Source organism: Azospira restricta, from assembly GCF_016858125.1.
In the GTDB taxonomy this organism is placed as follows: Bacteria; Pseudomonadota; Gammaproteobacteria; order Burkholderiales; family Rhodocyclaceae; genus Proximibacter; species Proximibacter restrictus.
The window spans coordinates 1,284,919-1,305,271 of record NZ_CP064781.1 but is presented as its reverse complement, the minus strand read 5'-3'; the positions used below and the strand labels follow the sequence as shown (position 1 = coordinate 1,305,271).

Sequence of the window (20,353 nt, the reverse complement as noted above, 5' to 3'; positions counted from 1 at the left end):
ACGGGTAACGCCTACGCAACCCACTTACGGATCACTGACATGAATCTCTCCAACCTGACGCGCGCGGGCGGCCTGCTTGCGGCGACGGCCCTCTTCCCGGCACTGGCCATTGCCGCCGACGGCCCCGCCATCGCCGGCATCCCGGTCGACTTCATCCTCTTCGGCCTGACCCTGCTCGGCGTCGCCCTCTTCCACCACAATGTGCTGCAGGTGGCGCTCGGCGGACTGGCGACGATCACCGCGTACAAGCTGATCTTCACCGGCTTCAAGGCCGGCCCCGGCATCGCCGGGCTCGCCGCGCACATGGGGCACGAGTGGGTGCTGATCGCCAACCTGTTCTGCCTGCTCGTCGGCTTCGCGCTGCTCGCCCGCCACTTCGAGGACAGCGGCGTGCCGGAGCTGCTGCCGAAGCTGCTGCCCGACGGCTGGCTTGGCCCCTTCGCGCTGCTGGTGATCATCTTCCTGCTCTCCGGCATCCTCGACAACATCGCCGCCGCGCTGATCGGCGCCACCGTCGCCGCCACCGTCTTCAAGCGCAAGGTGCATATCGGCTACCTCGCCGCGCTGGTCACCGCATCGAACGCCGGCGGCGCCGGCAGCGTCGTCGGCGACACGACGACGACGATGATCTGGATCTCCGGCGTCAGCCCGCTGGCGGTCGCCGAGGCCTACCTCGCCGCCAGCGTCGCGCTGGTCGTCTTCGGCATCCCGGCGGCGCTCGCGCAGCACCGCTATGCGCAGATCGTGCGCAGCGAGGACAAGGCGCACGCGGTGGACTGGGCGCGCGTCGGCATCGTCCTCTTCATCCTGGTCGCGGCGATCGTCACCAACGTCACGATCAACCTGAAGTTCCCGGAGGCCGCCGACCATTTCCCCTTCCTCGGCGTCGCCGTGGTGCTCGCCATCCTGGTCATGACGCCGCTCCGGAAGCCCGAGTGGAGCCTGCTGCCGGGCGCGATGAAGGGCTCGGTGTTCCTGCTCGCGCTGGTCACCTGCGCATCGATGATGCCGGTCGACAAGCTGCCGCCGGCGTCGGTGCTGACCACGCTCGGCCTCGGCTTCATCTCGGCGGTGTTCGACAACATCCCGCTGACCGCGCTGGCGATCAAGCAAGGGGGCTACGACTGGGGCTTCCTCGCCTACGCGGTCGGCTTCGGCGGCTCGATGCTGTGGTTCGGCTCGTCGGCCGGCGTCGCCGTCGCCAGCCTGTTCCCGGAGGCGCGCTCGGTCGGCCAGTGGCTGCGCCACGGCTGGTTCATCCCGATCGGCTACGTCGCCGGCTACGCGGCGATCACCTTCGTCCTCGGCTGGCATCCGAGCTGAGCGCCCGCCGCGCCGGAAGCGCCCGCCCTCAGGCGGGCGTTTTTCTTTGGGCCTCCGCCCGCCCGGCGAGCGCCGCGGCGACCATCGTCGCGATGAAGAGGATGAGGCACAGCGCATTGCCGGCGGCGCCCCAGGCGCGCCAGTCCGGCAGCCCGGCGAGGTCGCCGGCGACGCGCAGCAGCAGCGAGGCGTGCAGCACGGCGAGCGGCAGGTAGAAGCGCGGCCGGTAAGGCAGGCTGACGCGGACGATCGCCGGGAAGATGATCGGCGCGTGGCCGAAGACCATCGCCAGCACGAAGCCGACGAAGACGGCGTGCAGCGCCGCGTCCATCAGCAAGGGGCCGGGCGGCTGCAACGCCAGCAGCAGGCCGCCGGCGAGCAGCCAGAAGTAACCGGAGAGCAGGCAGACCGCGATGAAGCGGGTCAGCCCCTGCTGGCGCACGGTGCGCCGCGCGATGTCCTGACGCAGCAGCCAGACCGCCAGCGCGACCAGCGCGCCGCCGAACAGGCGCAGGCCGGCGGCGTTCGCCGCCGTCGCCGCCAGCGCCAGCAGCAACGCGCCGACGATGCCGACGAAGACCGCCCGCGCACGCGGCGACGGCGGCAGGAAGCGCGACAGCTCGAGCCGCTCGCCGGCGATCGTCAGCACCAGGAAGGCGGCCCAGCCGGCGATCGCCGCATCGCGGGCGGCGAGCAGCCAGGCCAGCGGCGCCAGCGCGGCGAGGGCCGCGGCGAGCGCCAGGATGCGCGTGTGCAGGGCCGGCTGCCGCGCCGCGGCGACCAGCGTCGCCGCCGTCAGCAGCCCGCCGCCGACCGCGAGCAGCGGCAGCGCGACGAACGGCGGCGCGCCGGCGATCAGCAGCAGGCCGCCGGCGCCGGCGGCAAGCGGCGACAGGAAGGCCCAGCGACGGCCGAGCGCGACCGCGCGCTCGAGCCCGATCACCGTGCCGAAGAAGGCGGCCGCCATCAGCGGACCGTGCTGCGCGGCCAGCGCCGCATCCGGCAGCGGCACGCCCCAGCCGGCGCGCAGCAGGCCGGCGGCGACGCCGGCAAGCAGCGACAGCATGCCGATCACCAGCAGCGGCACGCGCCAGCCGACGGCGAGGCCGCCGCCGCTGCTCGGCAGCGCGCTCATTGGCCGTCCCAGCCGAAATGCGCGCGCGCCTTCGCGCTCATCCGCTGCGGCCCCCACGGCGGCTCCCAGACCAGCCGGATGTCCTGCGTCCAGCCCTCGGGCAGGCAGGCGGCGAGCGCCTGCCGCGCCTCGTCGAGGATCAGGTCGCCCATCGGGCAGGTCGGCGAGGTCAGCGTCAGCGAGACGCGCACCGCCGGCGGATCGACGTCGACGCCATAGACGAGGCCGAGGTCGACGATGTTCATGCCGGCCTCCGGATCGACCACGGCGCGCAGCGCAGCATGGACCTGTTCGGCGGAGAAGGGGGGAGCGGTCATGGCGGGAATCCCGGGAACGGTGAAGACGGCGGGCGGCGATCGCCCGCGACGGCGCCTACGGCCGCCAGACGGCCTCGACGCAGGGCGAGCGGCGCTCGGCGCGGACGCCGTAGCGCGCCACCGCGTCCGCACACATCGACACGCCGTCGCTGTCGATCAGTGTAACGCCCGAGAGGTCGATCTCGGCGACGCCGACGCGCTCGACGCCGTGCATGAAGTCGTTGCGCGCGGTCGCAGTCAGCGCGCCGGCGACGCGCAGGACCTTGCCGCCGGGCAGGCTGTGGATCGACAGGATGGTCGCCTTGCCCTTGCCGATGGCGCCGTTGATCGCGTCCTCGATCAGGTGCTGGCTCATCGGCCCGGCCTGGAAGCGCGCGCCGTAGAGGCCGTCGCCGATGCGGCTGACGACCACCGCCGGCAGGTCGATCAGCGGCGACTCGAAGACGCGGAATTCGCAGCCGACCGTCTCGCCGACCGCCAGCGTCAGCGTCGTGCGGAACATCAGGCCGCCGAGCGAAAGGTTCTCCAGTTCCCCGACCGCGCGTTCGCCGCGGTGGCCGAGCCGGATCGGCTGGGGGTCGTCGAAGCTGATGCGCTGGTGGCGCCGTTTCTCCTGCATGCTGCCTGTATCCGTGAAATTTCGTCCCGGGCGGGAAGTGCGACAATATTACCAAATCACTGTCCGCCGCCCTCGCCGATGTCATTTTCGCTGCCGCGCGCGCTCGCCGCGCTCACCCTCCTCCTCGCCGCCGCCGGCGCCGCCGCGGCGCTGCCGGCGCCGGTCCGCGACGCACTGCGCGAAGGCGGCGTGCCGCCCGCGCACGCCGCCTTCTTCGTGCAGCGCGTCGACGCCGGCAAGCCGCTGCTGGCGCACAACGCCGAGCGGCCGATGAACCCGGCGTCGGTGATGAAGCTGGTCACCGCCTACGCCGCGCTCGACCTACTCGGCCCGGCCTACACCTGGAAGACCGAGGCGCTCGCCGACGCGCCGCCCGCCGACGGCCGGCTGGCCGGCAACCTCTACCTGCGCGGCAGCGGCGACCCCGGCCTCGACCTCGAACGCTTCACGCAGCTGCTGCGCCAGCTGAAGAACCGCGGCGTCGCCGAGATCGACGGCGACCTGGTCCTCGACCGCGGCGCCTTCCGCCTGCCGCCGCACGACCCGGCGGCCTTCGACAACCAGCCGCTGCGCGCCTACAACGCCGGCCCCGACGCGCTGCTGATCGACCACAAGAGCCTGCGCGTGACGCTCGTTCCCGACACCGCGGCGCGGCGCGTCGAGGTCTTCGCCGAGAACCCGGCCGCCGGCGTCCGCCTCGACGGCCGTGTCGCCTTCGACGAAGCGCCGTGCAACAGCTGGCGCGAGCGCCTGCAGGTCGGCGTCGACGGTGCCACGCTGAGCCTTGCCGGCAGTTACTCCGGGCGCTGCGGCGAGAAGACGCTGCACCTCGCGCCGTGGCCGGCCGACCGCCAGGTCGAGCAGCTCTTCCGCGCGCTGTGGCGCGAGCTGGGCGGCCGCTTCGCCGGCCGCGTGCGCGACGGCGAGACGCCGGCCGGCGCGCGCCTGCTCTACGCGCACGAATCGCCGCCGCTGGCCGAACAGCTGCGCGGCATGAACAAGTGGAGCAACAACGTCACTGCCCGCCAGGTGTTCCTGACGCTGGCGGCGGAACGCCCGGCGACGCCGGACGCGGCGCGGCAGGCGATCGGCCGCTGGCTGGCGACGAAGGGCGTCGCCGGCAGCGTGCTCGACAACGGCTCCGGCCTGTCGCAGGCGGAGCGGCTCTCCGCCGCCGGCCTCGGCCGGCTGCTGCTGGACGCCTGGGACAGCCCGGTGATGCCCGAGCTGCTTGCCTCGCTGCCGATCGCCGGCAGCGACGGCACGCTGAAGAAGCGGCTGCAGGACGGGCCGGCCGCCGGTCGCGCACACCTGAAGACCGGCTACCTCGACGGCGTGCGCAGCATCGCCGGCTACGTGCTCGACACCAGCGGCCGGCGCTGGGTCGTCGTCGGCTTCATCAACGACGCGCAGCTGAAGAACGGCGCGGCGCCGCTCGACGCGCTGGTGCGCTGGGTAGCGGAACGCTGAGCGACGGCCGCGCGCCGTTCAGCGCCGCGGCCGCAGCACCTCGATCTTGAACTCGTCCTCGTACGGCGGCACGTTGCATTCGACGACGTCGCCCGGCGCCACCTGCAGGCGGACGCCGACGATCTCGGCGGTGATCGGCAACAGCGGGCAGCAGCGGTCGGCGAGCACCGCCGCGCGGATCACCGGCACGCGGCGCTGCGACAGGTAGCCGAGCACGCGCGCCAGCGAGTGCCCCTGGTAGAGCACGTCGTCGACGACGAGGACGGTGGCGCGCGTGACGTCGAGCGCGGCGAACTCGGCGCTCTCGGTGAGCTGGGTGTCGGGATGCAGCAGCGCCAGGTCGTCGCCGTAGCGCTTCAGCTTCAGCGCGTGGCGCGGGATGTCCATGCCGAAGCGCGTCGCCAGCCGCTGCTGCAGCATCTCGGCGAGCGGCGCGCCGCGGCGCAGGATGCCGAGCAGCAGCGGGTGCTCGGCACCGGCGAGCAGCGCCGCCGCCTCGGCGGCCATGCGGTCGAGCACGCCGTCGAGGTCGGCGCTCGAGTAGAGGCAGAAACGTTCGCCGGCCGGTTTCGCTTCCATTGCAGGCTCCTCAGGCGTCGATCGGCCGGCCGGCGTTGAGCGCCAGCCAGCCGCGGACGACGCGGTAGATCAGCCAGACGGTGACCGCGCCGGCGACGAGCAGCGCCGGCAGCAGGCCGATCACGGTGAAGGCGAGGACGATCGCGACCAGCACCCACAGCGCGGTGAACCAGAAGGTGCGGATCTGCCAGCGGAAGTGGCTGTCCAGCCAGGTGCCGGCGACCTCGCCGCGCTTCACGTAGTTGAGGATGACGGCGATGATCGACGGCCAGCCGATCAGGAAGGCGCCGATCACGCTGACCGCGCCGAAAATCCCGGTCAGCACCGAGAAGGCGTGCAGCGCGTAGATCACGTGGCACCAGGCGCGAGCGCCGTCGAGCTGGACATCGTCAGTCATGGGTCGTTCGCCTCGGTCGCAAGAAAACGAAGGGCCGCCGCGCACGGGGTCGTTCGCGGGCACGCCGGTGGAATAGTCGCCTAGAAAACCTTCTGCAGCAACAGCGCCTGCCCGGCGGCCGGGTCGAGCACGTAGGGCGCGTAGCCGGCGCGCCGGTAGGCGGCCAGCGCCCGCGCGTTGTTCGCCAGCACCTCCAGCGTCAGCTTGCAGCAGCCGAGTTCGCGGGCGCGCGTCTCGGCCCAGGCCAGCAGCGCCTGGCCGATGCCCCGGCCGCGCCGATCGGCGCGGACGACGAGGTCGTGGACGTTGAGCAGCGGCCGCGCGGCGAAGGTCGAGAAGCCGAGGAAGCAGTTGATCAGTCCGAGCGCTTCCCCGCCGTCGCAGGCGAGGGCGCCGTGGAAACCGGGCACGGCCTGCAGGCGGTCGACCAGATGCGCCCGCGCCTCGGCACCGAGGCCGTCGCCGCCGCCCATCGGATCGCGCGCGTAGTGGTCGAGCAGGTCGATGAAGGCGGCGGCGTGCGCCGGGTCGGCGAGCGCCAGCGGGACGACGGCGAGCGTCACAGGCCGAGGTCCTGCCAGATCGCGTCGACGCGGCGCTTGACCGCCTCGTCCATGACGATCGTCCGCCCCCATTCGCGCTCGGTCTCGCCCGGCCACTTGTTGGTCGCGTCGATCCCCATCTTGCTGCCCAGCCCGGCCACCGGCGACGCGAAGTCGAGGTAGTCGATCGGCGTGTTCTCGGCGATCAGCGTGTCGCGCGCGGCGTCGACGCGCGTCGTCATCGCCCAGATCACTTCCTTCCAGTCGCGCACGTCGACGTCGTCGTCCACGACGATGATGAACTTGGTGTACATGAACTGGCGCAGGAAGCTCCAGATGCCGAACATCACGCGCTTGGCGTGGCCGGGATACTGCTTCTTGATCGACACGACGGCCAGCCGGTACGAACAGCCTTCCGGCGGCAGGTAGAAGTCGACGATCTCCGGGAACTGCTTCTGCAGGATCGGCACGAACACCTCGTTCAGCGCGACGCCGAGCATCGCCGGCTCGTCCGGCGGCTTGCCGGTGTAGGTGCTGTGGTAGATCGGATCGCGGCGCATCGTGATGCGCTCGACGGTGAATACCGGGAACTCGGCCTGCTCGTTGTAGTAGCCGGTGTGGTCGCCGAATGGCCCTTCGATGGCTGTTTCCCAGCCATCGAGTGCCTTCGGCGACGCCGCGAGTGTGGAGCGCGCTAGCGCGCTGGGCCCTTCGAGCGCCGTCTCGCCGGGAAGGATGGCGCCTTCGAGGACGATCTCGGCCGAGGCCGGCACCTGCAGGTCGTTGCCGATGCACTTCACGAGCTCGGTGCGCGAGCCGCGCAAGAGGCCGGCGAACTGGTACTCGGACAGCGTGTCCGGCACCGGCGTCACGGCACCGAGGATGGTCGCCGGGTCGGCGCCGAGCGCCACCGCCACCGGGTACGGCCGGCCGGGAAATTTCTGGCAGTGGTCGCGGAAGTCGAGGGCGCCGCCGCGGTGCGCCAGCCAGCGCATGATCAGCTTGTTCGGGCCGAGCAGCTGCTGGCGGTAGATGCCGAGGTTCTGCCGCGGCTTGTTCGGGCCGCGCGTGATGGTCAGCCCCCAGGTCACCAGCGGCGCGACGTCGCCCGGCCAGCAGTGCTGGATCGGCAGGCGCGAGAGATCGACGTCCGTCCCTTCCCACACCACTTCCTGGCACGGCGCCGACGAGCGCAGCTTGGGCGCCATCGACAGCACCTGCTTCAGCAGCGGCAGCTTGTCCCAGGCGTCCTTCAGGCCCTTCGGCGGTTCCGGCTCCTTCAGGTAGGCGAGCGTGCGGCCCACCTCGCGCAGCGCTGCCAGGCTGTCCTGGCCCATGCCCAGCGCGACGCGGCGCGGCGTGCCGAAGAGGTTGCCGAGGACCGGCATCGCGTGCCCCTTCGGCTTCTCGAACAGGATCGCCGGGCCGCCCTGGCGCAGCACGCGGTCGCAGATCTCGGTCATCTCCAGCTTCGGATCGACCTCGACGGCGACGCGCTTCAGCTCGCCGAGCTTTTCCAGTTGATCGATGAAGTCGCGCAGGTCGTGGTAACGCATGGGAGTCTTCGGGCGGTGGGAAGCCCGCATTATCGCGGATTGTTGGATTGTCGGCGACGACACGAGCCGCCGGTTGTCCAATCCGCGGGCGGCGAAATATAGTAGTCATTCGCCTTCCGAGGAGCGCCGATGGACCCCGTCGCCGACCTGCAGCTGCTGCCGCTGATCGCCTTCCGCGCCTGCCGGACGCCCGACGGCTGGCGCCTGCAGGCGCCGAGCGGCGGCCTGCTCGCCCACCTCGGCGTCGCCCCCGGCGACGGCGACGCGCTGGCGGCGGCGATCCACCCCGACGACGCGGCGCACTTCCGGGCACCGCCGGCAGACGGCGACGAGGTGCACGTCCGCCTGGCACGGCCGGGCGACCCGTGGCGCTGGTTCAGCCTGCGCGCGAACACCGGCGCCGACGGCTACGCCGGACTGCTGGTCGAGGGCGACCGCCAGCAGGCACTCGCCGCAAGCGCGCAGCGCTACCGCGACTACGCCGAGATTTCGTCGGACTGGTACTGGGAGCAGGACGCCGAACTGCGCTTCACCTACTTCTCGCGCGAGTTCGAGCAGATCACCGGCGTGCCGACCGCCAGCGCGCTCGGCAAGACGCGCTGGCAAGGCCTCGGCCGCGAGCAGATCGGCAACGTCGACTGGGCGGCGCACCGGCGCGAGACCGAGGCGCACCGGCCCTTCCGCAACTTCGAGTACGCCAGCCGGCGGCCCGACGGCCGCCTGGTGTGGTTCCGCGTCAGCGGCCGGCCGCGCTTCGACGCGGACGGCCGCTTCCTCGGCTACTTCGGGATCGCTTCCGACATCACCGCGACCAAGGCGCTCGAAGGCGAGCTGCAGCAGTCGCAGCGGCAGGCGGCGCTCGGCCAGCTCGCCGCCGGCATCGCGCACGAGATCAACAACCCGCTCGGTTTCGTCCGCTCCAACCTGGGAACGCTCGAACGCTACCTGGCGACGCTGCTGGGAATCGCCGACCACCTTGCCGCGCCGCCGGCCGGCGACGCCGACGCCGCCTGGCGCGCGCGGGCGGCGGCGCTGCTGCGCGCCGCCGACCTCGACTTCCTGCGCGACGACGCGCTGCTGCTGCTCGGCGAATGCCGGGACGGCCTCGACCGCGTGCGGCAGATCGTCGGCGAACTGCGCGAATTCGCGCGCGAGGGCGCCGCCGACTGGTGCGACGACGATCTCAGCCGCTGCCTCGACAGCGCCGCCAAGCTCATCGCGCACCGGCTGCCGGCCGGCGTCGAGCTGCAGCGCCACTACGTTGCCCTGCCGCCGCTGCGCTGCCGGCCGCAGCAGCTCAACCAGGTCTTCCTGGCGCTGCTGAGCAACGCGCTGCAGGCGATCGGCGACGGTCCCGGCCGCATCACGCTGAGCACCGGCGGCGACGGGTGCACGCTGTGGGCGGAGGTCGCCGACGACGGCTGCGGCATCGCCGCCGAGCATCTGCCGCGGCTGTTCGAGCCCTTCTTCACGACGCGGCCGGTCGGCAGCGGCAGGGGGATGGGGCTCGCCACCTGCTTCGGCATCGTCGCCGAGCACGGCGGCCGCATCGACGTCGACAGCGCGCCCGGCGCCGGCGCCCGCTTCCGCGTGACGCTGCCACGGGCAGCCGCCGACGGGAGCGGCTAGCGGCAGCGCCCGGCAGCCCTCAGCGTGCGATCAGGAAATCGGCGACCAGCCCGGCGAACACCGCCAGCCCGAACCAGTTGTTGTGCAGGAAGGCCTTGAAGCATCGGGCCGGCTCGCGCGTGCGGATCAGCGTGTAGTGGTAGCCGGCGATGCCGGCGGCGACCGCCAGTCCGGCATAATAGGCGGGGCCGCGCAGCAGGCCGTAGCCGATGACGGCGAGCAGCGCCAGCGTCGCCGCGTAGCAGGCCATCACCGCCGCCACGTCGTAGCGGCCGAAGGTGATCGCCGAGGTCTTGATGCCGATCTTCAGGTCGTCCTCGCGGTCGACCATCGCGTACTCGGTGTCGTAGGCGACCGCCCAGAAGACGTTGGCGAGCAGCAGCAGCCAGGCCACCGGCGGCACCTCGCCGGTGTTCGCGGCATAGGCCATCGGGATGCCGAAGCCGAAGGCGACGCCGAGGTAGGCCTGCGGGATCGCCAGGAAACGCTTGGTGAAGGGGTAGGACGCGGCGAGGAACAGCGCCGGCACCGACAGCCCGAGCACCAGCCAGTTGCGCAGCGGCAGGATGAGGACGAAGGCGCACAGCACCAGCGCCGCGAAGAGGATCAGCGCCTCTTTCGTCGACACCCGGCGCGCGGCCAGCGGCCGCTCCTTCGTGCGCGCGACCTGCGGGTCGAAGTCGCGGTCGGCGAAATCGTTGATGACGCAGCCGGCCGAGCGCATCAGCACCGTGCCGAGGATGAAGATCCACGCCACCAGCCAATGCGGCTGGCCGGCGGCCGACAGCCACAGCCCCCACAGCGTCGGCCACAGCAGCAGCAGGATGCCGATCGGCTTGTCCAGCCGCATCAGCTTTTCGTAAAGGTCGAGGCGTTCCCTGATCCGGTCGAGTCTGCGTTCCATGGGGCTGAATTCTAGGCTATCCGCCGGCCGGCCGGCAGTCGGCGCGGCTTACTGGCCGCCGCCGTCGCGGTAGAAATCGCGCAGCGAGCGGTAGCGCTCGGCGCGCACCGCGCGCACCTGGCCGATCGCGCGCTCGACCGGCACGCCGAGCGTGACCAGCGTCTCGGCGGCGACCATCAGGCTGCCTTCGAGCACTTCCGGGATGACCTCGCTGGCGCCGGCGCGCTTCAGCCGCGCGACTGCGGTATCGTCGGGGGCGCGGATGATCACCGGGATGTCCGGGCGCACCTGGCGCACCAGGTGCAACACGCGTTCCGCCGCATGCACGTCGAGGAAGGCGATCACCACCGCGCGCGCGCGCTCGAGGCCGGCGGCCTTGAGCACCTCGGGCCGGTCCGGGTTGCCGAAGACGACGCGGCCGGACGGCGGCGCGCTGCGCCGCGTCTGCTGCGGATTGACTTCGAGGGCGAGGAAGGGAATCTTCTCGCCGTCGAGGAATTCGCCGATCTGCTGGCCGGTGCGGCCGTAGCCGCAGAGAATCACGTGCTGCGCGAGGCCGAAGCCGCCGACGGCGATGTCATGGATCACCTTCGCCTTGTGCGCCCAGTCGCCCCGCGCCATCTGGCCGGTCAGCGCGGCGACGCGCTCGATCAGGAAGGGGGCGAGGAACATCGAGATCAGCATCGCCGACAGCGTCACCTGGAAAACGTCGGGGCCGATCAGCTTGAGGTTGAAGGCCTGGTCGATCAGCACCAGGCCGAACTCGCCGGCCTGCGCCAGCTGCGCCGCGGTGCGCAGCGCGACGTCGAGCGGGTTCTTCGAGGCCAGCGCGACGCACAGCACGATCAGCCCCTTGCCGGCGACCAGCAGCAGCACCGCCAGCAGCAGGCGGTCGAAGCTGCCGATGACGAAGCCGAGGTCGAGCAGCATGCCGACGGTGACGAAGAAGAGGCCGAGCAGGATGTCGCGGAACGGCCGGATGTCGGCCTCGACCTGATGCCGGTAGATCGTCTCCGAGATCAGCATGCCGCCGACGAAGGCGCCGAGCGCCAGCGACAGCCCGGTGGCGCCGGTGGTGTAGGCCAGCGCGACGACCACCCATAGCGTGACCAGCATGAACAGCTCGTCCGAGCGGTAACGGGTGGCGACGTCGTAGACGCGGCGCATCACCCGCTGCCCGGCCCAGATCAGCACGCCGAGCACCAGCGCGGCCTGCAGCGTGGCGATGCCGAGCGAGACGGCGAGATTGCCGGCCGGGTCGGCGAGCGCCGGCAGCAGGATCAGGCAGGGCACGACGGCGAGGTCCTGGAACAGCAGCACGCTCATCGTCTGCCGGCCGGACCGGGAATGCAGGTCGAGGCGCTCCGACAGCATCTTGGCGACGATCGCGGTCGACGACATGCCGACCGCGAGGCCGACGGCGAGGCCGCTGCGCCAGCCCTGCCCGTAGCCGAACCAGGTCACCAGCGCGGTGCAGGCGGCGGTCAGCAGCATCTGCGTGCTGCCGAAGCCGAACACCAGCGAGCGCATCGCCTTCAGGCGCTGCAGGCTGAATTCGAGGCCGATCGAGAACATCAGGAAGACCACGCCGAACTCGGCGAAGGTGCTGACCGACGCATCCTCGGCGAGCACGCGCGCGCCGTGCGGGCCGAGGGCGATGCCGATCGCCAGGTAGGCGAGGATCGACGGCAGGCGGAAGCGCCGCGTCAGGAAGACGGCGACGACGGCGACGGACAGCAGCAGCAGCAGCGAAAGCAGCGAGGAATGCATGATGGCCGGCAGTTTACCTGCTGCCCGGCCGAAACCCTATTTCCAGTCGCCGCGCAGGTCCTGCACGATCGCCTGCAGCCGCTCCGGCGTCGCCTCGGCCGCCGCCACCGGCGGCGCGCCGACGACGGCGATCGTCGACAGCAGGCCGCGGCGGAACGGCCTGGTCATCGCCGGCCCGTCCTTCCGGGAGAAGAAGCTGCCCCACAGCCCCTGCAGCGCAAGCGGGATCACCGGCACCGGGTTCTTGTCGAGGATGCGCGTGACGCCGGGGCGGAAGGGGTAGAGCTCGCCGTTGTCGGTGATCCGCCCCTCGGGGAAGATGCCGACCAGCTCGCCGGCGTCGAGCGCCTTCGCCACTTCCGCGAAGGCGCGCTCCATCATCGCCGGATCCTCCTTCGCCGGCGCGATCGGGATCGCCCGGCTGTGGCGGAAGATGAAGGAGATGATCGGCGTCCGGAAGATGCGGTGGTCCATGACGAAGCGGATCGGCCGCGGCGACACCGCCATCAGGATCACCGGGTCGACGAAGCTGACGTGGTTGCAGACGACCAGCGCCGCGCCCTCGTGCGGGATGTGCTCGACGCCGCGCTTCTCGACGCGGTAGACGGTGTGGATCAGCAGCCAGGCGAGGAAGCGCAGCAGGAACTCCGGCACCAGTCCGTAGATGTAGAGCGCGACCGCGGCGTTGCAGAGCGCGGCGACGGCGAACAGCGCCGGGATCGACAGCCCGGCGCCGAGCAGCGCGGCGGCGCCGAGCGCGCCGACGACCATGAACAGCGCGTTGAGGATGTTGTTGGCGGCGATGATGCGGGCGCGCTGCTGCGGCGCGCTCCTGAGCTGCACCAGCGCGTACAGCGGCACGATGAAGAGGCCGCCGAAGATGCCGATCAGCACCAGGTCGGCGAGGATGCGCCACAGCGCCGGCTGCGCGAGCAGCGCGCCGACCGGCAGCGGCATCGGCGCCGGCACGAAGGACATCGACGCCAGCCCGAGGTCGAGCCCGAACAGCGTCAGCCCGATCGAGCCGAAGGGCACCAGGCCGAGCTCGACGTGCTTCGCCGACAGGCGCTCGCAGAGCAGCGAGCCGATGCCGATGCCGACGGTGAAGGTGGCGAGCAAGAGCGTCACTGCCGCCTCGTCGCCGCCGAGCACGTTCTTCGCGAAGGCCGGGAACTGCGCGAGGAACAGCGCGCCGTACAGCCAGAACCAGGAGATGCCGAGGATCGACAGGAACACCGTGCGGTTCTCGCGGGCGAAGCCGATGTTGCGCCAGGTCTCGGTGAACGGATTCGGATTGACGCGGAGTTCCGGCACCGGCGCCGGCGCCACCGGAATGCCGCGGCTGACGGCATAGCCGAGCGCGGCGACGAGGAAGCCGGCGCCGGCGATCCACACCGGATCGAGCCCGGCGCCGGCGAGCAGGCCGCCGGCCAGCGTGCCGACGAGGATGGCGACGAAGGTGCCGGCCTCGACCAGCGCGTTGCCGCCGACCAGCTCGGTCTCCTGCAGGTGCTGCGGCAGGATCGCGTACTTCACCGGCCCGAACAGCGTCGAGTGCAGGCCGAGCAGGAACAGCGCGGCGAGCAGCAGCGCCAGGCTGTGCAGCGCGAAGCCGGCGGCGGCGACGGCCATGATGCCCATCTCCAGCACCTTCACCAGCCGCGCCAGGCGCGACTTGTCGTACTTGTCGGCGAGCTGGCCGGCGGTCGCCGAGAACAGGAAGAAGGGCAGGATGAAGATGCCGGCGGCGAGGTTGGCCAGGATCTCCGGCCGCAGCGTCGTCCACTGCGCCGACTGGAAGGTGAGCAGCACGACCAGCGCGTTCTTGAACAGGTTGTCGTTGAAGGCGCCGAGGAACTGCGTGAAGAAGAACGGTCGGAAGCGCTCCGTCCGCAGCAGGCCGAACTGGTTGCTCATGGCTGTATGTCTCCGCGTGTCGTTGTTGTTCGTCTCTGGTCCGGTGCCGTTCTGCACCCGTCGCCGCGCACCTTAACGCCCGCCTGCCGGGAATGCCAGCGGCGGCCGCAGGGTATCGGCTGCCTATGCCTTCAGCAGCTCCTCGCGCGACCCCAGCCAGCGTTCGAGGTGGCGCGCGACGGCGGCGGGATCGTCGCGCAGCAGGCGCTCGGCCAGGCCATGCGCCAGCTCGACGAGCTCGGCGTCGGCCTCGAGGTCGGCGTAGCGCAACAGCGGCACGCCGCTCTGCCGGCTGCCGATGAACTCGCCGGGGCCGCGCAGGTGCAGGTCCTGGCGCGCGATCTCGAAGCCGTCGCTGTGCTCGAAGATGATCTTCAGCCGCGCCCGCGCCGTCTCGGACAGCGGCCCGGCGTAGAGCAGCACGCACACCGACTCGTGCGCGCCGCGGCCGACGCGGCCGCGCAGCTGGTGCAATTGCGACAGGCCGAAGCGCTCGGCGTGCTCGATCACCATCAGGCTGGCGTTGGGCACATCGACGCCGACTTCGATGACGGTGGTGGCGACCAGCACGTCGATCTCGCCAGTAGCGAACGCGGCCATCGTCGCCGCCTTCTCGTCGGCCTTCAGCCGCCCGTGCACCAGGCCGACGCGCAGACCTTCGAGTTCTTCCGAGAGCACCGCGTGCGTCTCCAGCGCCGTCTGCAGCTGCAGCTTCTCCGATTCCTCGATCAGCGGGCACACCCAGTAGGCCTGCCGGCCCTCGGCCACGGCAGCCTGCACGCCGGCGATCACCTCGTCGCGGCGCGCGTCGGCGATCAGCTTGGTCTTCACCGGCGTGCGCCCCGGCGGCAGCTCGTCGAGCACCGACACGTCGAGGTCGGCGTAGTAGCTCATCGCCAGCGTGCGCGGGATCGGCGTCGCCGACATCATCAGCTGGTGCGGGATGGCCCCCGAAGCCGCGTCGCCGCCCTTCTTCCTCAGTGCGAGGCGCTGCTGCACGCCGAAACGGTGCTGCTCGTCGACGATGGCCAGCCCCAGTTTCGCGAAATCGACGGCGTCCTGGATCAGCGCGTGCGTGCCGACGACCAGCTGCGCGCCGGCGGCGGCCTCGGCCTGCATCGCCCGTTTCGCCGCCGCCTTCAGGCTGCCGGAGAGCCAGGCGATGCGCACGCCGAGCGGTTCCAGCCAGGCCTTCAGCTTCAGGTAGTGCTGCTCGGCGAGGATCTCGGTCGGCGCCATGAACGCCGCCTGCCAGCCGGCCTCGATCGCGCGGCAGGCGGCGAGCGCGGCGACGATCGTCTTGCCGCTGCCGACGTCGCCCTGCAACAGGCGCTGCATCGGGTGCGGCTGTTGCAGATCGTGCCCGATCTCGGCGACGACGCGCTGCTGCGCGCCGGTCAGCGCGAACGGCAGGCGCGCCAGCAGCTGCCGGCCGAGCTCGCCGGATGCCGCGAGCACCGGCGCGCCGCGCTCGCGGCGGGCGAGGAAGGCGCGGCGCAAGGAGAGCTGCTGCGCCAGCGCCTCGTCGAACTTGATCCGCCGCCAGGCCGGATGCTCGCGCGACTGCAGCGCAGCGAGCGGCGCACCCGGCGGCGGGTGGTGCAGGTAGCGCACGGCGTCGGCGAAGGCGGCCATGCCGTGGCGGGCCAGCCAGGCCGTGTCGAACGCGGGAAAGAATTCGCCGAGGTCGGCATCGGCCAGCGCGACGCCGATCAGCTTCCTGAGCACCGTCTGCGAGACGCCGGCGGTGGTCGGATAGACCGGCGTCAGCGCGTCCGGCAGCGGCGCTTCGGCGTCGACGACGCGGTAGCGCGGATGCACCATCTCCGGCCCGAGGAAACCCGAGCGGACTTCGCCGAACAGGCGCAGCGTCCGGCCGCCGTCGCGTGCGCCTTCGAGCTGTTTCGTCTGGCTACCGTAGAAGTTGAGGAAGCGCAGCGTCAGCTCGTCGCCGGCCGCGTCACGCACGCGCGCGACCAGCTGGCGGCGCGGTCGGAACTGCACCGCGACGTCGACGACGCGCGCCTCGACCTGCACCGGCTCGCCCCACGGCGCCTCGGCGATCGTGAAGCAGCGCGTCTCGTCCTCGTAGCGCAGCGGCAGGTGCAGGACGAGATCGTCCGGGCGGACGAGGCCGAGCTTCGCGAGCTTTTCCGCGAGCGCCGGCGCCGCCTTGATCCCGCCGCTGCCGGGCATTACTGCCCGAGCACCATCACCGCGTCGGCCTCGACCAGCGCGCCGCGCGGCAGCGAGGCGACGCCGACCGCGGCGCGCGCCGGGTACGGCTGCTGGAAATACTTGGCCATCGTCTCGTTCACCTTGGCGAAGTTGCCGAGGTCGGTGAGGAAGACGTTCAGCTTGACGACGTCGGCGAGCGAGCCGCCGGCGGCTTCGGCAACCGCCTTCAGGTTGTCGAAGACGCGCACGATCTGCGCGTCGACGCCGTCGACCAGCTGCCCGCTCTGCGGGTCGAGGCCGATCTGGCCGGACAGGTAGACGGTGTCGCCGGCCTTCACCGCCTGCGAGTAAGTGCCGATCGCGGCCGGTGCGCCGGCGGTGGAAATGATCGTTTTTGCCATAATGCTGTCCCTTGTCTGGTAGCCACTGAAAGACGGAGATGTTAAATGAGTGCGCAGATCATCGCCAACCTGGAGAAGCTGCTCTGCGGCCCGCGCGACAACGCGCTCTTGCGTTATTCGCTTGGCAACGAGCTGCTCAAGGCGGGCGACGCCGCAGCCGCCGCCGCGCGCTTCCGTGAGGCAATCGAGCGCGACCCGAAGTTCTCGGCGGCGTGGAAGCTGCTCGGCAAGGCGCTCGCCGACGCCGGCGATGCGGCCGGGGCGCTGGCCGCCTACGAGACCGGGATCGGCGTCGCCGAGGCGAAGGGCGACGTGCAGGCGGCGAAGGAGATGACGGTCTTCGCGCGCCGCATCAGGAAGGCGCAGGAGGCCGCGGCGAGCGGCGGCTGAGCGGGTCAGCGCCGGGCGCCCTTGGGGGGCAGCAGGATGCCGTCGATGCCGAGCGCCTTCAGCTTCTGGCGGGCGGCCTCGGCCTCCTCGCGCGTCTTGAACGGGCCGACCTGGACGCGAGCCTCCAGCGTGGAAGGGATGCCGTTGAGCGTCAGCTTGGCGCGCAGTTCCTCGGCGTGCTGCACATCGGCGAAGACGCCGGCCTGCACCGCATAGCCGGAGAACAGGCGCGGCGGCGCCGGAGGCGCCGGCGGCAGCGGCGCTGCGGTAGCCGCCGGCGGCGGCGCGGCAGCCCGTTCGGGGGGCGGCGACAACGACGACGACGCCGCGGCACTGCCTTCCGCCGGCGTCGCCGGCTCGACCGGACGCGCGGCCCGCGCCGGCGGCGCAACGGAGCGCGTCTCGCTGCGCGGCAGCGCCGGCTGCGCGGCCACATCCGGGCGCACCGGCAGGTCGGCGGTCGCTGCCGGCGACGGCGGCGCCGCCGTCGCCTCGGCCGCCGGCACCGTCTCGCGGGCGACCGGTGCCGCGTCCGGCTCGGCCGGCTTCACCGGTTGCGTCACTTCTTTCTTCGCCACCGGCACCGGCGCGCTAAAGGTCGGCCCCGAGCTCGCCGGCTCCTCCCCCGGCTGGCCGAGGTAATCGACGAAGGCGAGCGCGGCGAGCAGCATCGCGATCAGGAGACCGGCGAAAGCGACCCGGCGCACCAGCTTGCGCTTCAGATCGTCTTCGTCGGCAACGGCTTGTTGGTTCTGGCTCATCGCGTGCCTAGCGCTCCTTCATCATCGACCCGGCATCGTCGCCGTCGTCACTGCCGTCGCGGTTGCGGATCAGCGCCACCACCAGCTCGGCCTCGGCGCGCGCGACGCCGCAGCGCTCGGCGATGGTCGCCGCGTCGTGGCCGGCGAGCGCCATCTGCATCGCGTCGCCGTAGATCGGCGCGACATGCTGCGCCGCCTGCACGCGCTCATTGACGCGCGCGACTTCGTCGCGAAGCTCCTCGCGCAGCGAGGCCAGCTCGCCGCGCAGCGCCGACAGTTCGTTGCGCAGCGCCAGCACTTCGCCGTCGAGTGCGGCGAGACGACTGTCGTCGCCCGGCGTGTCGGGCGGTTCGTTCCAGGGAAAGGGCGGTTCGACGTAGGCGGCGGCGAGCTGCTCGCCGCTGGGGGCCGGCACCGCTGCCGCTGGCGCCTCCGGTGATGGCACCGGGTCCGGCGCACGCAGGCGCCGCAGGCGGACGACGACGACGCCGACGTAGAGCACGAGCAGCGCGACGACGCCGAGCAGCGCCTCGCGCCAGCCGAGGGCGAGATCGTCGAGAGTCATTGCCGGCGGATGGTATTCATGGCGCGGGCTATTATGCCAGACGCCAGCGCCGCGGCGCGTGCGCGACGCGGGGATCAGCGCTCCGCCACGCGGCCCTTGTAATGGTCCTTGCGGGCGATATAGACCGTTTTCTCGATCTCGGCATGGACGACCCCGGCGCCGTCGACGAAGCGGGTAGTGAAGGTCCGGTCGCAGGCGCCCTGCTCGGCCAGCGCCCGGCCGACCGCAGCGAGATCGGCGTCGCTGACGACGAACTCGGCGGTCAGCGCCTCGCGCCCCGGCTTGCGATAGCGGATCGCCGCCGCCTTGTCCCAGACGATGCAGTCCGGTCCGAAATGGGCGGCGAGCAGCAGCGCGAAGATCGGATCGGTCGCCGCGTAGAGGCTGCCGCCGAACAGCGTGCCGGCGCCGTTGCGGGTCGCGCGGCGCAGCGGCAGGCGGACGACAGCGCGCTTCAGGTCGGCCGAGATGTGCACGATACGGCCGCCGGTCGCACGGTAGGCGGGGAACCAGTTGAGCCCGTGGCGCAGCAGCGCGGGGCGCCAGCGGGCGGGAAGTCGGCGCCAGAAAGCGGGAATCATCGGGCAGGTTGCGGGCCGCAGCGACGAGGAGACGGTCGCCGCCGCAGCCCGCGGAGGGACGCGTTTAGAGGATCGCCTCGAAGATGCCGGCGGCGCCCATGCCGGTGCCGATGCACATCGTCACCATGCCGTAGCGCTGCTTCGTGCGCTGCAGGCCGTGCACCACGGTCGCGGTGCGGATCGCGCCGGTCGCGCCGAGCGGGTGGCCGAGCGCGATCGCGCCACCGAGCGGGTTGACCTTCGCCGGGTCGAGCTCGAGCGTGCGCATCACCGCCAGCGCCTGCGCGGCGAAGGCCTCGTTCAGCTCGATCCAGTCCAGGTCCTGCTGACGCAGACCGGCCTGCTTCAGCGCGCGCGGGATGGCCTCGATCGGGCCGATGCCCATCACTTCCGGCGGCACGCCGGCGACCGAGTAGCCGGCGAAGCGCGCCAGCGGCTTCAGGTTGAACTGCTTGAGGATCCTCTCGGAAACGACCAGCACCGCGCCGGCGCCGTCGGACATCTGCGAGCTGTTGCCGGCGGTGACCGAGCCGCGCGCGGCGAACACCGGCTTCAGCTTGGCGAGCTTGTCGAGGGCGCTGTCGGGACGCGGGCCTTCGTCGGTGTCGGCGAGATACTCCTTGACCTTCACTTCGCCGGTCTTCAGGTCCGGCACGTGCGCCTTGACCGCGAACGGCGAGATCTCGGCCTTGAAGTGGCCGGCCTGGATCGCCGCGCAGGCCTTCTGGTGCGAGGCGACGGCGAAGGCATCCTGGTCCTCGCGCGAGACCTTCCACTTCTCGGCGACCTTCTCAGCGGTGAGGCCCATGCCGAAGGCGATCGCGTAGTTCTCGTCGTTCTCGAAGATCGCCGGGTTGATGGCGATCTTGTTGCCCATCATCTGGTTCATCAGCGACATCGTCTCGGTGCCGGCGGCGATCATCACGTCGGCTTCGCCGAGGCGGATGCGCGCGGCGGCGTCGGCGACGGCCTGCACGCCGGACGAGCAGAAGCGGTTGATGGTGTAGCCGGGGACCGTGTTCGGCAGGCCGGCGAGCAGCACGCCGATGCGGGCGACGTTCATGCCCTGCTCGGCTTCCGGCATCGCGCAGCCGACGATGACGTCGTCGACCAGCGCCGGATCGAGCCCCGGCGCCTGCGCCATGACCGACTTGATGGCGTGCGCCAGCATGTCGTCCGGACGGACGTGGCCGAACATGCCCTTGCGCTTGCCGACCGGCAGGCGCGTCGCGGCAACGATGTAGGCGTCCTGAATCTGTTTGCTCATTTGTCAGTTCTCCAATCTGTTTGAAGAGACGTAGTAGCGGTCACCGGCGAGG

At 71.5% G+C, this 20,353-nt stretch carries 20 protein-coding genes; 4 read left to right on the top strand and 16 right to left on the bottom strand.

Features of this window, described 5'->3' with window-relative positions:
* Positions 1 to 39 precede the first annotated feature (39 nt).
* Positions 40 to 1,323, top strand: coding sequence for a citrate transporter (locus tag IWH25_RS06335; protein ID WP_238999017.1), 1,284 nt, complete (start codon positions 40 to 42; stop codon positions 1,321 to 1,323).
* Positions 1,324 to 1,351: 28 nt separating this feature from the next.
* Here the strand turns inward: IWH25_RS06335 and IWH25_RS06330 are convergent, their stop codons facing one another.
* Genes IWH25_RS06330 through IWH25_RS06320 form a run of 3 tightly spaced genes read right to left on the bottom strand, consistent with a single transcriptional unit; the run spans position 1,352 to position 3,394 of the window.
* Entirely contained in the window at positions 1,352 to 2,458 is a 1,107-nt protein-coding gene (locus tag IWH25_RS06330) for a hypothetical protein (protein WP_203388482.1), read from the bottom strand.
* Positions 2,455 to 2,775, bottom strand: coding sequence for a metal-sulfur cluster assembly factor (locus IWH25_RS06325; RefSeq protein WP_203388481.1), 321 nt, complete (start codon positions 2,773 to 2,775; stop codon positions 2,455 to 2,457). Before IWH25_RS06325 ends, IWH25_RS06330 begins: the two co-directional genes overlap by 4 nt.
* Positions 2,776 to 2,830: 55 nt before the next feature.
* Entirely contained in the window at positions 2,831 to 3,394 is a 564-nt protein-coding gene (locus IWH25_RS06320) for a PilZ domain-containing protein (protein ID WP_203388480.1), read from the bottom strand.
* A 78-nt stretch (positions 3,395 to 3,472) separates the two neighbouring features.
* On the opposite strand from IWH25_RS06320, the gene dacB reads away from it, so the two are divergent.
* Positions 3,473 to 4,864: a D-alanyl-D-alanine carboxypeptidase/D-alanyl-D-alanine endopeptidase gene (gene dacB, locus IWH25_RS06315; protein WP_203388479.1), complete on the top strand. Its 1,392-nt coding sequence runs from the start codon at positions 3,473 to 3,475 to the stop codon at positions 4,862 to 4,864.
* A gap of 18 nt (positions 4,865 to 4,882) precedes the next feature.
* Here the strand turns inward: dacB and IWH25_RS06310 are convergent, their stop codons facing one another.
* From IWH25_RS06310 to IWH25_RS06295, 4 genes are all read right to left on the bottom strand, one after another.
* Positions 4,883 to 5,443 (bottom strand): phosphoribosyltransferase family protein, encoded by a 561-nt coding sequence (locus tag IWH25_RS06310; protein ID WP_203388478.1) that lies wholly within the window; start codon positions 5,441 to 5,443, stop codon positions 4,883 to 4,885.
* A 10-nt stretch (positions 5,444 to 5,453) separates the two neighbouring features.
* Positions 5,454 to 5,840 (bottom strand): DUF4870 family protein, encoded by a 387-nt coding sequence (locus tag IWH25_RS06305; RefSeq protein ID WP_203388477.1) that lies wholly within the window; start codon positions 5,838 to 5,840, stop codon positions 5,454 to 5,456.
* An 80-nt stretch (positions 5,841 to 5,920) separates the two neighbouring features.
* The gene (locus IWH25_RS06300; RefSeq protein ID WP_238999016.1) at positions 5,921 to 6,403 is read right to left on the bottom strand and encodes a GNAT family N-acetyltransferase; all 483 of its coding nucleotides are present in this window, start codon (positions 6,401 to 6,403) and stop codon (positions 5,921 to 5,923) included.
* Positions 6,400 to 7,938 (bottom strand): UbiD family decarboxylase, encoded by a 1,539-nt coding sequence (locus tag IWH25_RS06295; RefSeq protein ID WP_203388475.1) that lies wholly within the window; start codon positions 7,936 to 7,938, stop codon positions 6,400 to 6,402. Before IWH25_RS06295 ends, IWH25_RS06300 begins: the two co-directional genes overlap by 4 nt.
* Positions 7,939 to 8,067: 129 nt before the next feature.
* Between IWH25_RS06295 and IWH25_RS06290 the strand changes: the two genes are divergently transcribed.
* Positions 8,068 to 9,567: a two-component system sensor histidine kinase NtrB gene (locus IWH25_RS06290; protein WP_203388474.1), complete on the top strand. Its 1,500-nt coding sequence runs from the start codon at positions 8,068 to 8,070 to the stop codon at positions 9,565 to 9,567.
* A 19-nt stretch (positions 9,568 to 9,586) separates the two neighbouring features.
* Here the strand turns inward: IWH25_RS06290 and ubiA are convergent, their stop codons facing one another.
* The 5 genes from ubiA to IWH25_RS06265 form a co-directional block, all read right to left on the bottom strand.
* Positions 9,587 to 10,471 (bottom strand): 4-hydroxybenzoate octaprenyltransferase, encoded by an 885-nt coding sequence (gene ubiA / locus IWH25_RS06285; RefSeq protein ID WP_203388473.1) that lies wholly within the window; start codon positions 10,469 to 10,471, stop codon positions 9,587 to 9,589.
* Positions 10,472 to 10,519: 48 nt separating this feature from the next.
* Positions 10,520 to 12,241: a cation:proton antiporter gene (locus tag IWH25_RS06280; RefSeq protein WP_203388472.1), complete on the bottom strand. Its 1,722-nt coding sequence runs from the start codon at positions 12,239 to 12,241 to the stop codon at positions 10,520 to 10,522.
* Positions 12,242 to 12,277: 36 nt separating this feature from the next.
* Positions 12,278 to 14,158, bottom strand: a complete 1,881-nt coding sequence (locus IWH25_RS06275; protein WP_203388471.1) for an MFS transporter — start codon at positions 14,156 to 14,158, stop codon at positions 12,278 to 12,280.
* Between the two features lie 123 nt (positions 14,159 to 14,281).
* Positions 14,282 to 16,354 carry an ATP-dependent DNA helicase RecG gene (gene recG, locus IWH25_RS06270; RefSeq protein WP_203388470.1) on the bottom strand — a complete coding sequence of 691 codons (2,073 nt, stop codon included), beginning with the start codon at positions 16,352 to 16,354 and terminating at the stop codon, positions 14,282 to 14,284.
* The gene (locus IWH25_RS06265; protein ID WP_203388469.1) at positions 16,354 to 16,737 is read right to left on the bottom strand and encodes a RidA family protein; all 384 of its coding nucleotides are present in this window, start codon (positions 16,735 to 16,737) and stop codon (positions 16,354 to 16,356) included. The genes recG and IWH25_RS06265 overlap by 1 nt, the downstream gene beginning before the upstream one ends.
* 45 nt (positions 16,738 to 16,782) lie before the next feature.
* Between IWH25_RS06265 and IWH25_RS06260 the strand changes: the two genes are divergently transcribed.
* On the top strand, positions 16,783 to 17,127 hold the full coding sequence (locus IWH25_RS06260; RefSeq protein ID WP_203388468.1) for a tetratricopeptide repeat protein: 345 nt from the start codon (positions 16,783 to 16,785) through the stop codon (positions 17,125 to 17,127).
* A 5-nt stretch (positions 17,128 to 17,132) separates the two neighbouring features.
* On the opposite strand, the gene IWH25_RS06255 is transcribed toward IWH25_RS06260, so the two are convergent.
* The 4 genes from IWH25_RS06255 to IWH25_RS06240 all read right to left on the bottom strand — a co-directional run bounded on the left by IWH25_RS06255 (position 17,133) and on the right by IWH25_RS06240 (position 20,301).
* The gene (locus tag IWH25_RS06255) at positions 17,133 to 17,888 is read right to left on the bottom strand and encodes an SPOR domain-containing protein (protein WP_203388467.1); all 756 of its coding nucleotides are present in this window, start codon (positions 17,886 to 17,888) and stop codon (positions 17,133 to 17,135) included.
* Between the two features lie 7 nt (positions 17,889 to 17,895).
* On the bottom strand, positions 17,896 to 18,453 hold the full coding sequence (locus tag IWH25_RS06250) for a DUF2802 domain-containing protein (protein WP_203388466.1): 558 nt from the start codon (positions 18,451 to 18,453) through the stop codon (positions 17,896 to 17,898).
* Positions 18,454 to 18,527: 74 nt separating this feature from the next.
* On the bottom strand, positions 18,528 to 19,034 hold the full coding sequence (locus IWH25_RS06245; protein ID WP_203388465.1) for a DUF4442 domain-containing protein: 507 nt from the start codon (positions 19,032 to 19,034) through the stop codon (positions 18,528 to 18,530).
* A 64-nt stretch (positions 19,035 to 19,098) separates the two neighbouring features.
* Complete coding sequence (locus IWH25_RS06240) at positions 19,099 to 20,301, bottom strand: acetyl-CoA C-acyltransferase (protein WP_203388464.1); 1,203 nt, start codon at positions 20,299 to 20,301, stop codon at positions 19,099 to 19,101.
* Between the last annotated feature and the right edge of the window lie 52 nt (positions 20,302 to 20,353).

What these genes read in the sequence shown, in the direction of transcription:
- recG (WP_203388470.1), bottom strand. Translation starts at nt 16,354, where the DNA reads ATGCCCGGCAGCGGCGGGATCAAGGCGGCGCCGGCGCTCGCGGAAAAG.
- IWH25_RS06320 (WP_203388480.1), bottom strand. Translation starts at nt 3,394, where the DNA reads ATGCAGGAGAAACGGCGCCACCAGCGCATCAGCTTCGACGACCCCCAG.
- ubiA (WP_203388473.1), bottom strand. Translation starts at nt 10,471, where the DNA reads ATGGAACGCAGACTCGACCGGATCAGGGAACGCCTCGACCTTTACGAA.
- IWH25_RS06245 (WP_203388465.1), bottom strand. Translation starts at nt 19,034, where the DNA reads ATGATTCCCGCTTTCTGGCGCCGACTTCCCGCCCGCTGGCGCCCCGCG.
- IWH25_RS06330 (WP_203388482.1), bottom strand. Translation starts at nt 2,458, where the DNA reads ATGAGCGCGCTGCCGAGCAGCGGCGGCGGCCTCGCCGTCGGCTGGCGC.
- IWH25_RS06265 (WP_203388469.1), bottom strand. Translation starts at nt 16,737, where the DNA reads ATGGCAAAAACGATCATTTCCACCGCCGGCGCACCGGCCGCGATCGGC.
- IWH25_RS06240 (WP_203388464.1), bottom strand. Translation starts at nt 20,301, where the DNA reads ATGAGCAAACAGATTCAGGACGCCTACATCGTTGCCGCGACGCGCCTG.
- IWH25_RS06260 (WP_203388468.1), top strand. Translation starts at nt 16,783, where the DNA reads ATGAGTGCGCAGATCATCGCCAACCTGGAGAAGCTGCTCTGCGGCCCG.
- IWH25_RS06250 (WP_203388466.1), bottom strand. Translation starts at nt 18,453, where the DNA reads ATGACTCTCGACGATCTCGCCCTCGGCTGGCGCGAGGCGCTGCTCGGC.
- IWH25_RS06310 (WP_203388478.1), bottom strand. Translation starts at nt 5,443, where the DNA reads ATGGAAGCGAAACCGGCCGGCGAACGTTTCTGCCTCTACTCGAGCGCC.
- IWH25_RS06325 (WP_203388481.1), bottom strand. Translation starts at nt 2,775, where the DNA reads ATGACCGCTCCCCCCTTCTCCGCCGAACAGGTCCATGCTGCGCTGCGC.
- IWH25_RS06275 (WP_203388471.1), bottom strand. Translation starts at nt 14,158, where the DNA reads ATGAGCAACCAGTTCGGCCTGCTGCGGACGGAGCGCTTCCGACCGTTC.
- IWH25_RS06335 (WP_238999017.1), top strand. Translation starts at nt 40, where the DNA reads ATGAATCTCTCCAACCTGACGCGCGCGGGCGGCCTGCTTGCGGCGACG.
- IWH25_RS06290 (WP_203388474.1), top strand. Translation starts at nt 8,068, where the DNA reads ATGGACCCCGTCGCCGACCTGCAGCTGCTGCCGCTGATCGCCTTCCGC.
- IWH25_RS06305 (WP_203388477.1), bottom strand. Translation starts at nt 5,840, where the DNA reads ATGACTGACGATGTCCAGCTCGACGGCGCTCGCGCCTGGTGCCACGTG.
- IWH25_RS06280 (WP_203388472.1), bottom strand. Translation starts at nt 12,241, where the DNA reads ATGCATTCCTCGCTGCTTTCGCTGCTGCTGCTGCTGTCCGTCGCCGTC.
- IWH25_RS06295 (WP_203388475.1), bottom strand. Translation starts at nt 7,938, where the DNA reads ATGCGTTACCACGACCTGCGCGACTTCATCGATCAACTGGAAAAGCTC.
- dacB (WP_203388479.1), top strand. Translation starts at nt 3,473, where the DNA reads ATGTCATTTTCGCTGCCGCGCGCGCTCGCCGCGCTCACCCTCCTCCTC.
- IWH25_RS06255 (WP_203388467.1), bottom strand. Translation starts at nt 17,888, where the DNA reads ATGAGCCAGAACCAACAAGCCGTTGCCGACGAAGACGATCTGAAGCGC.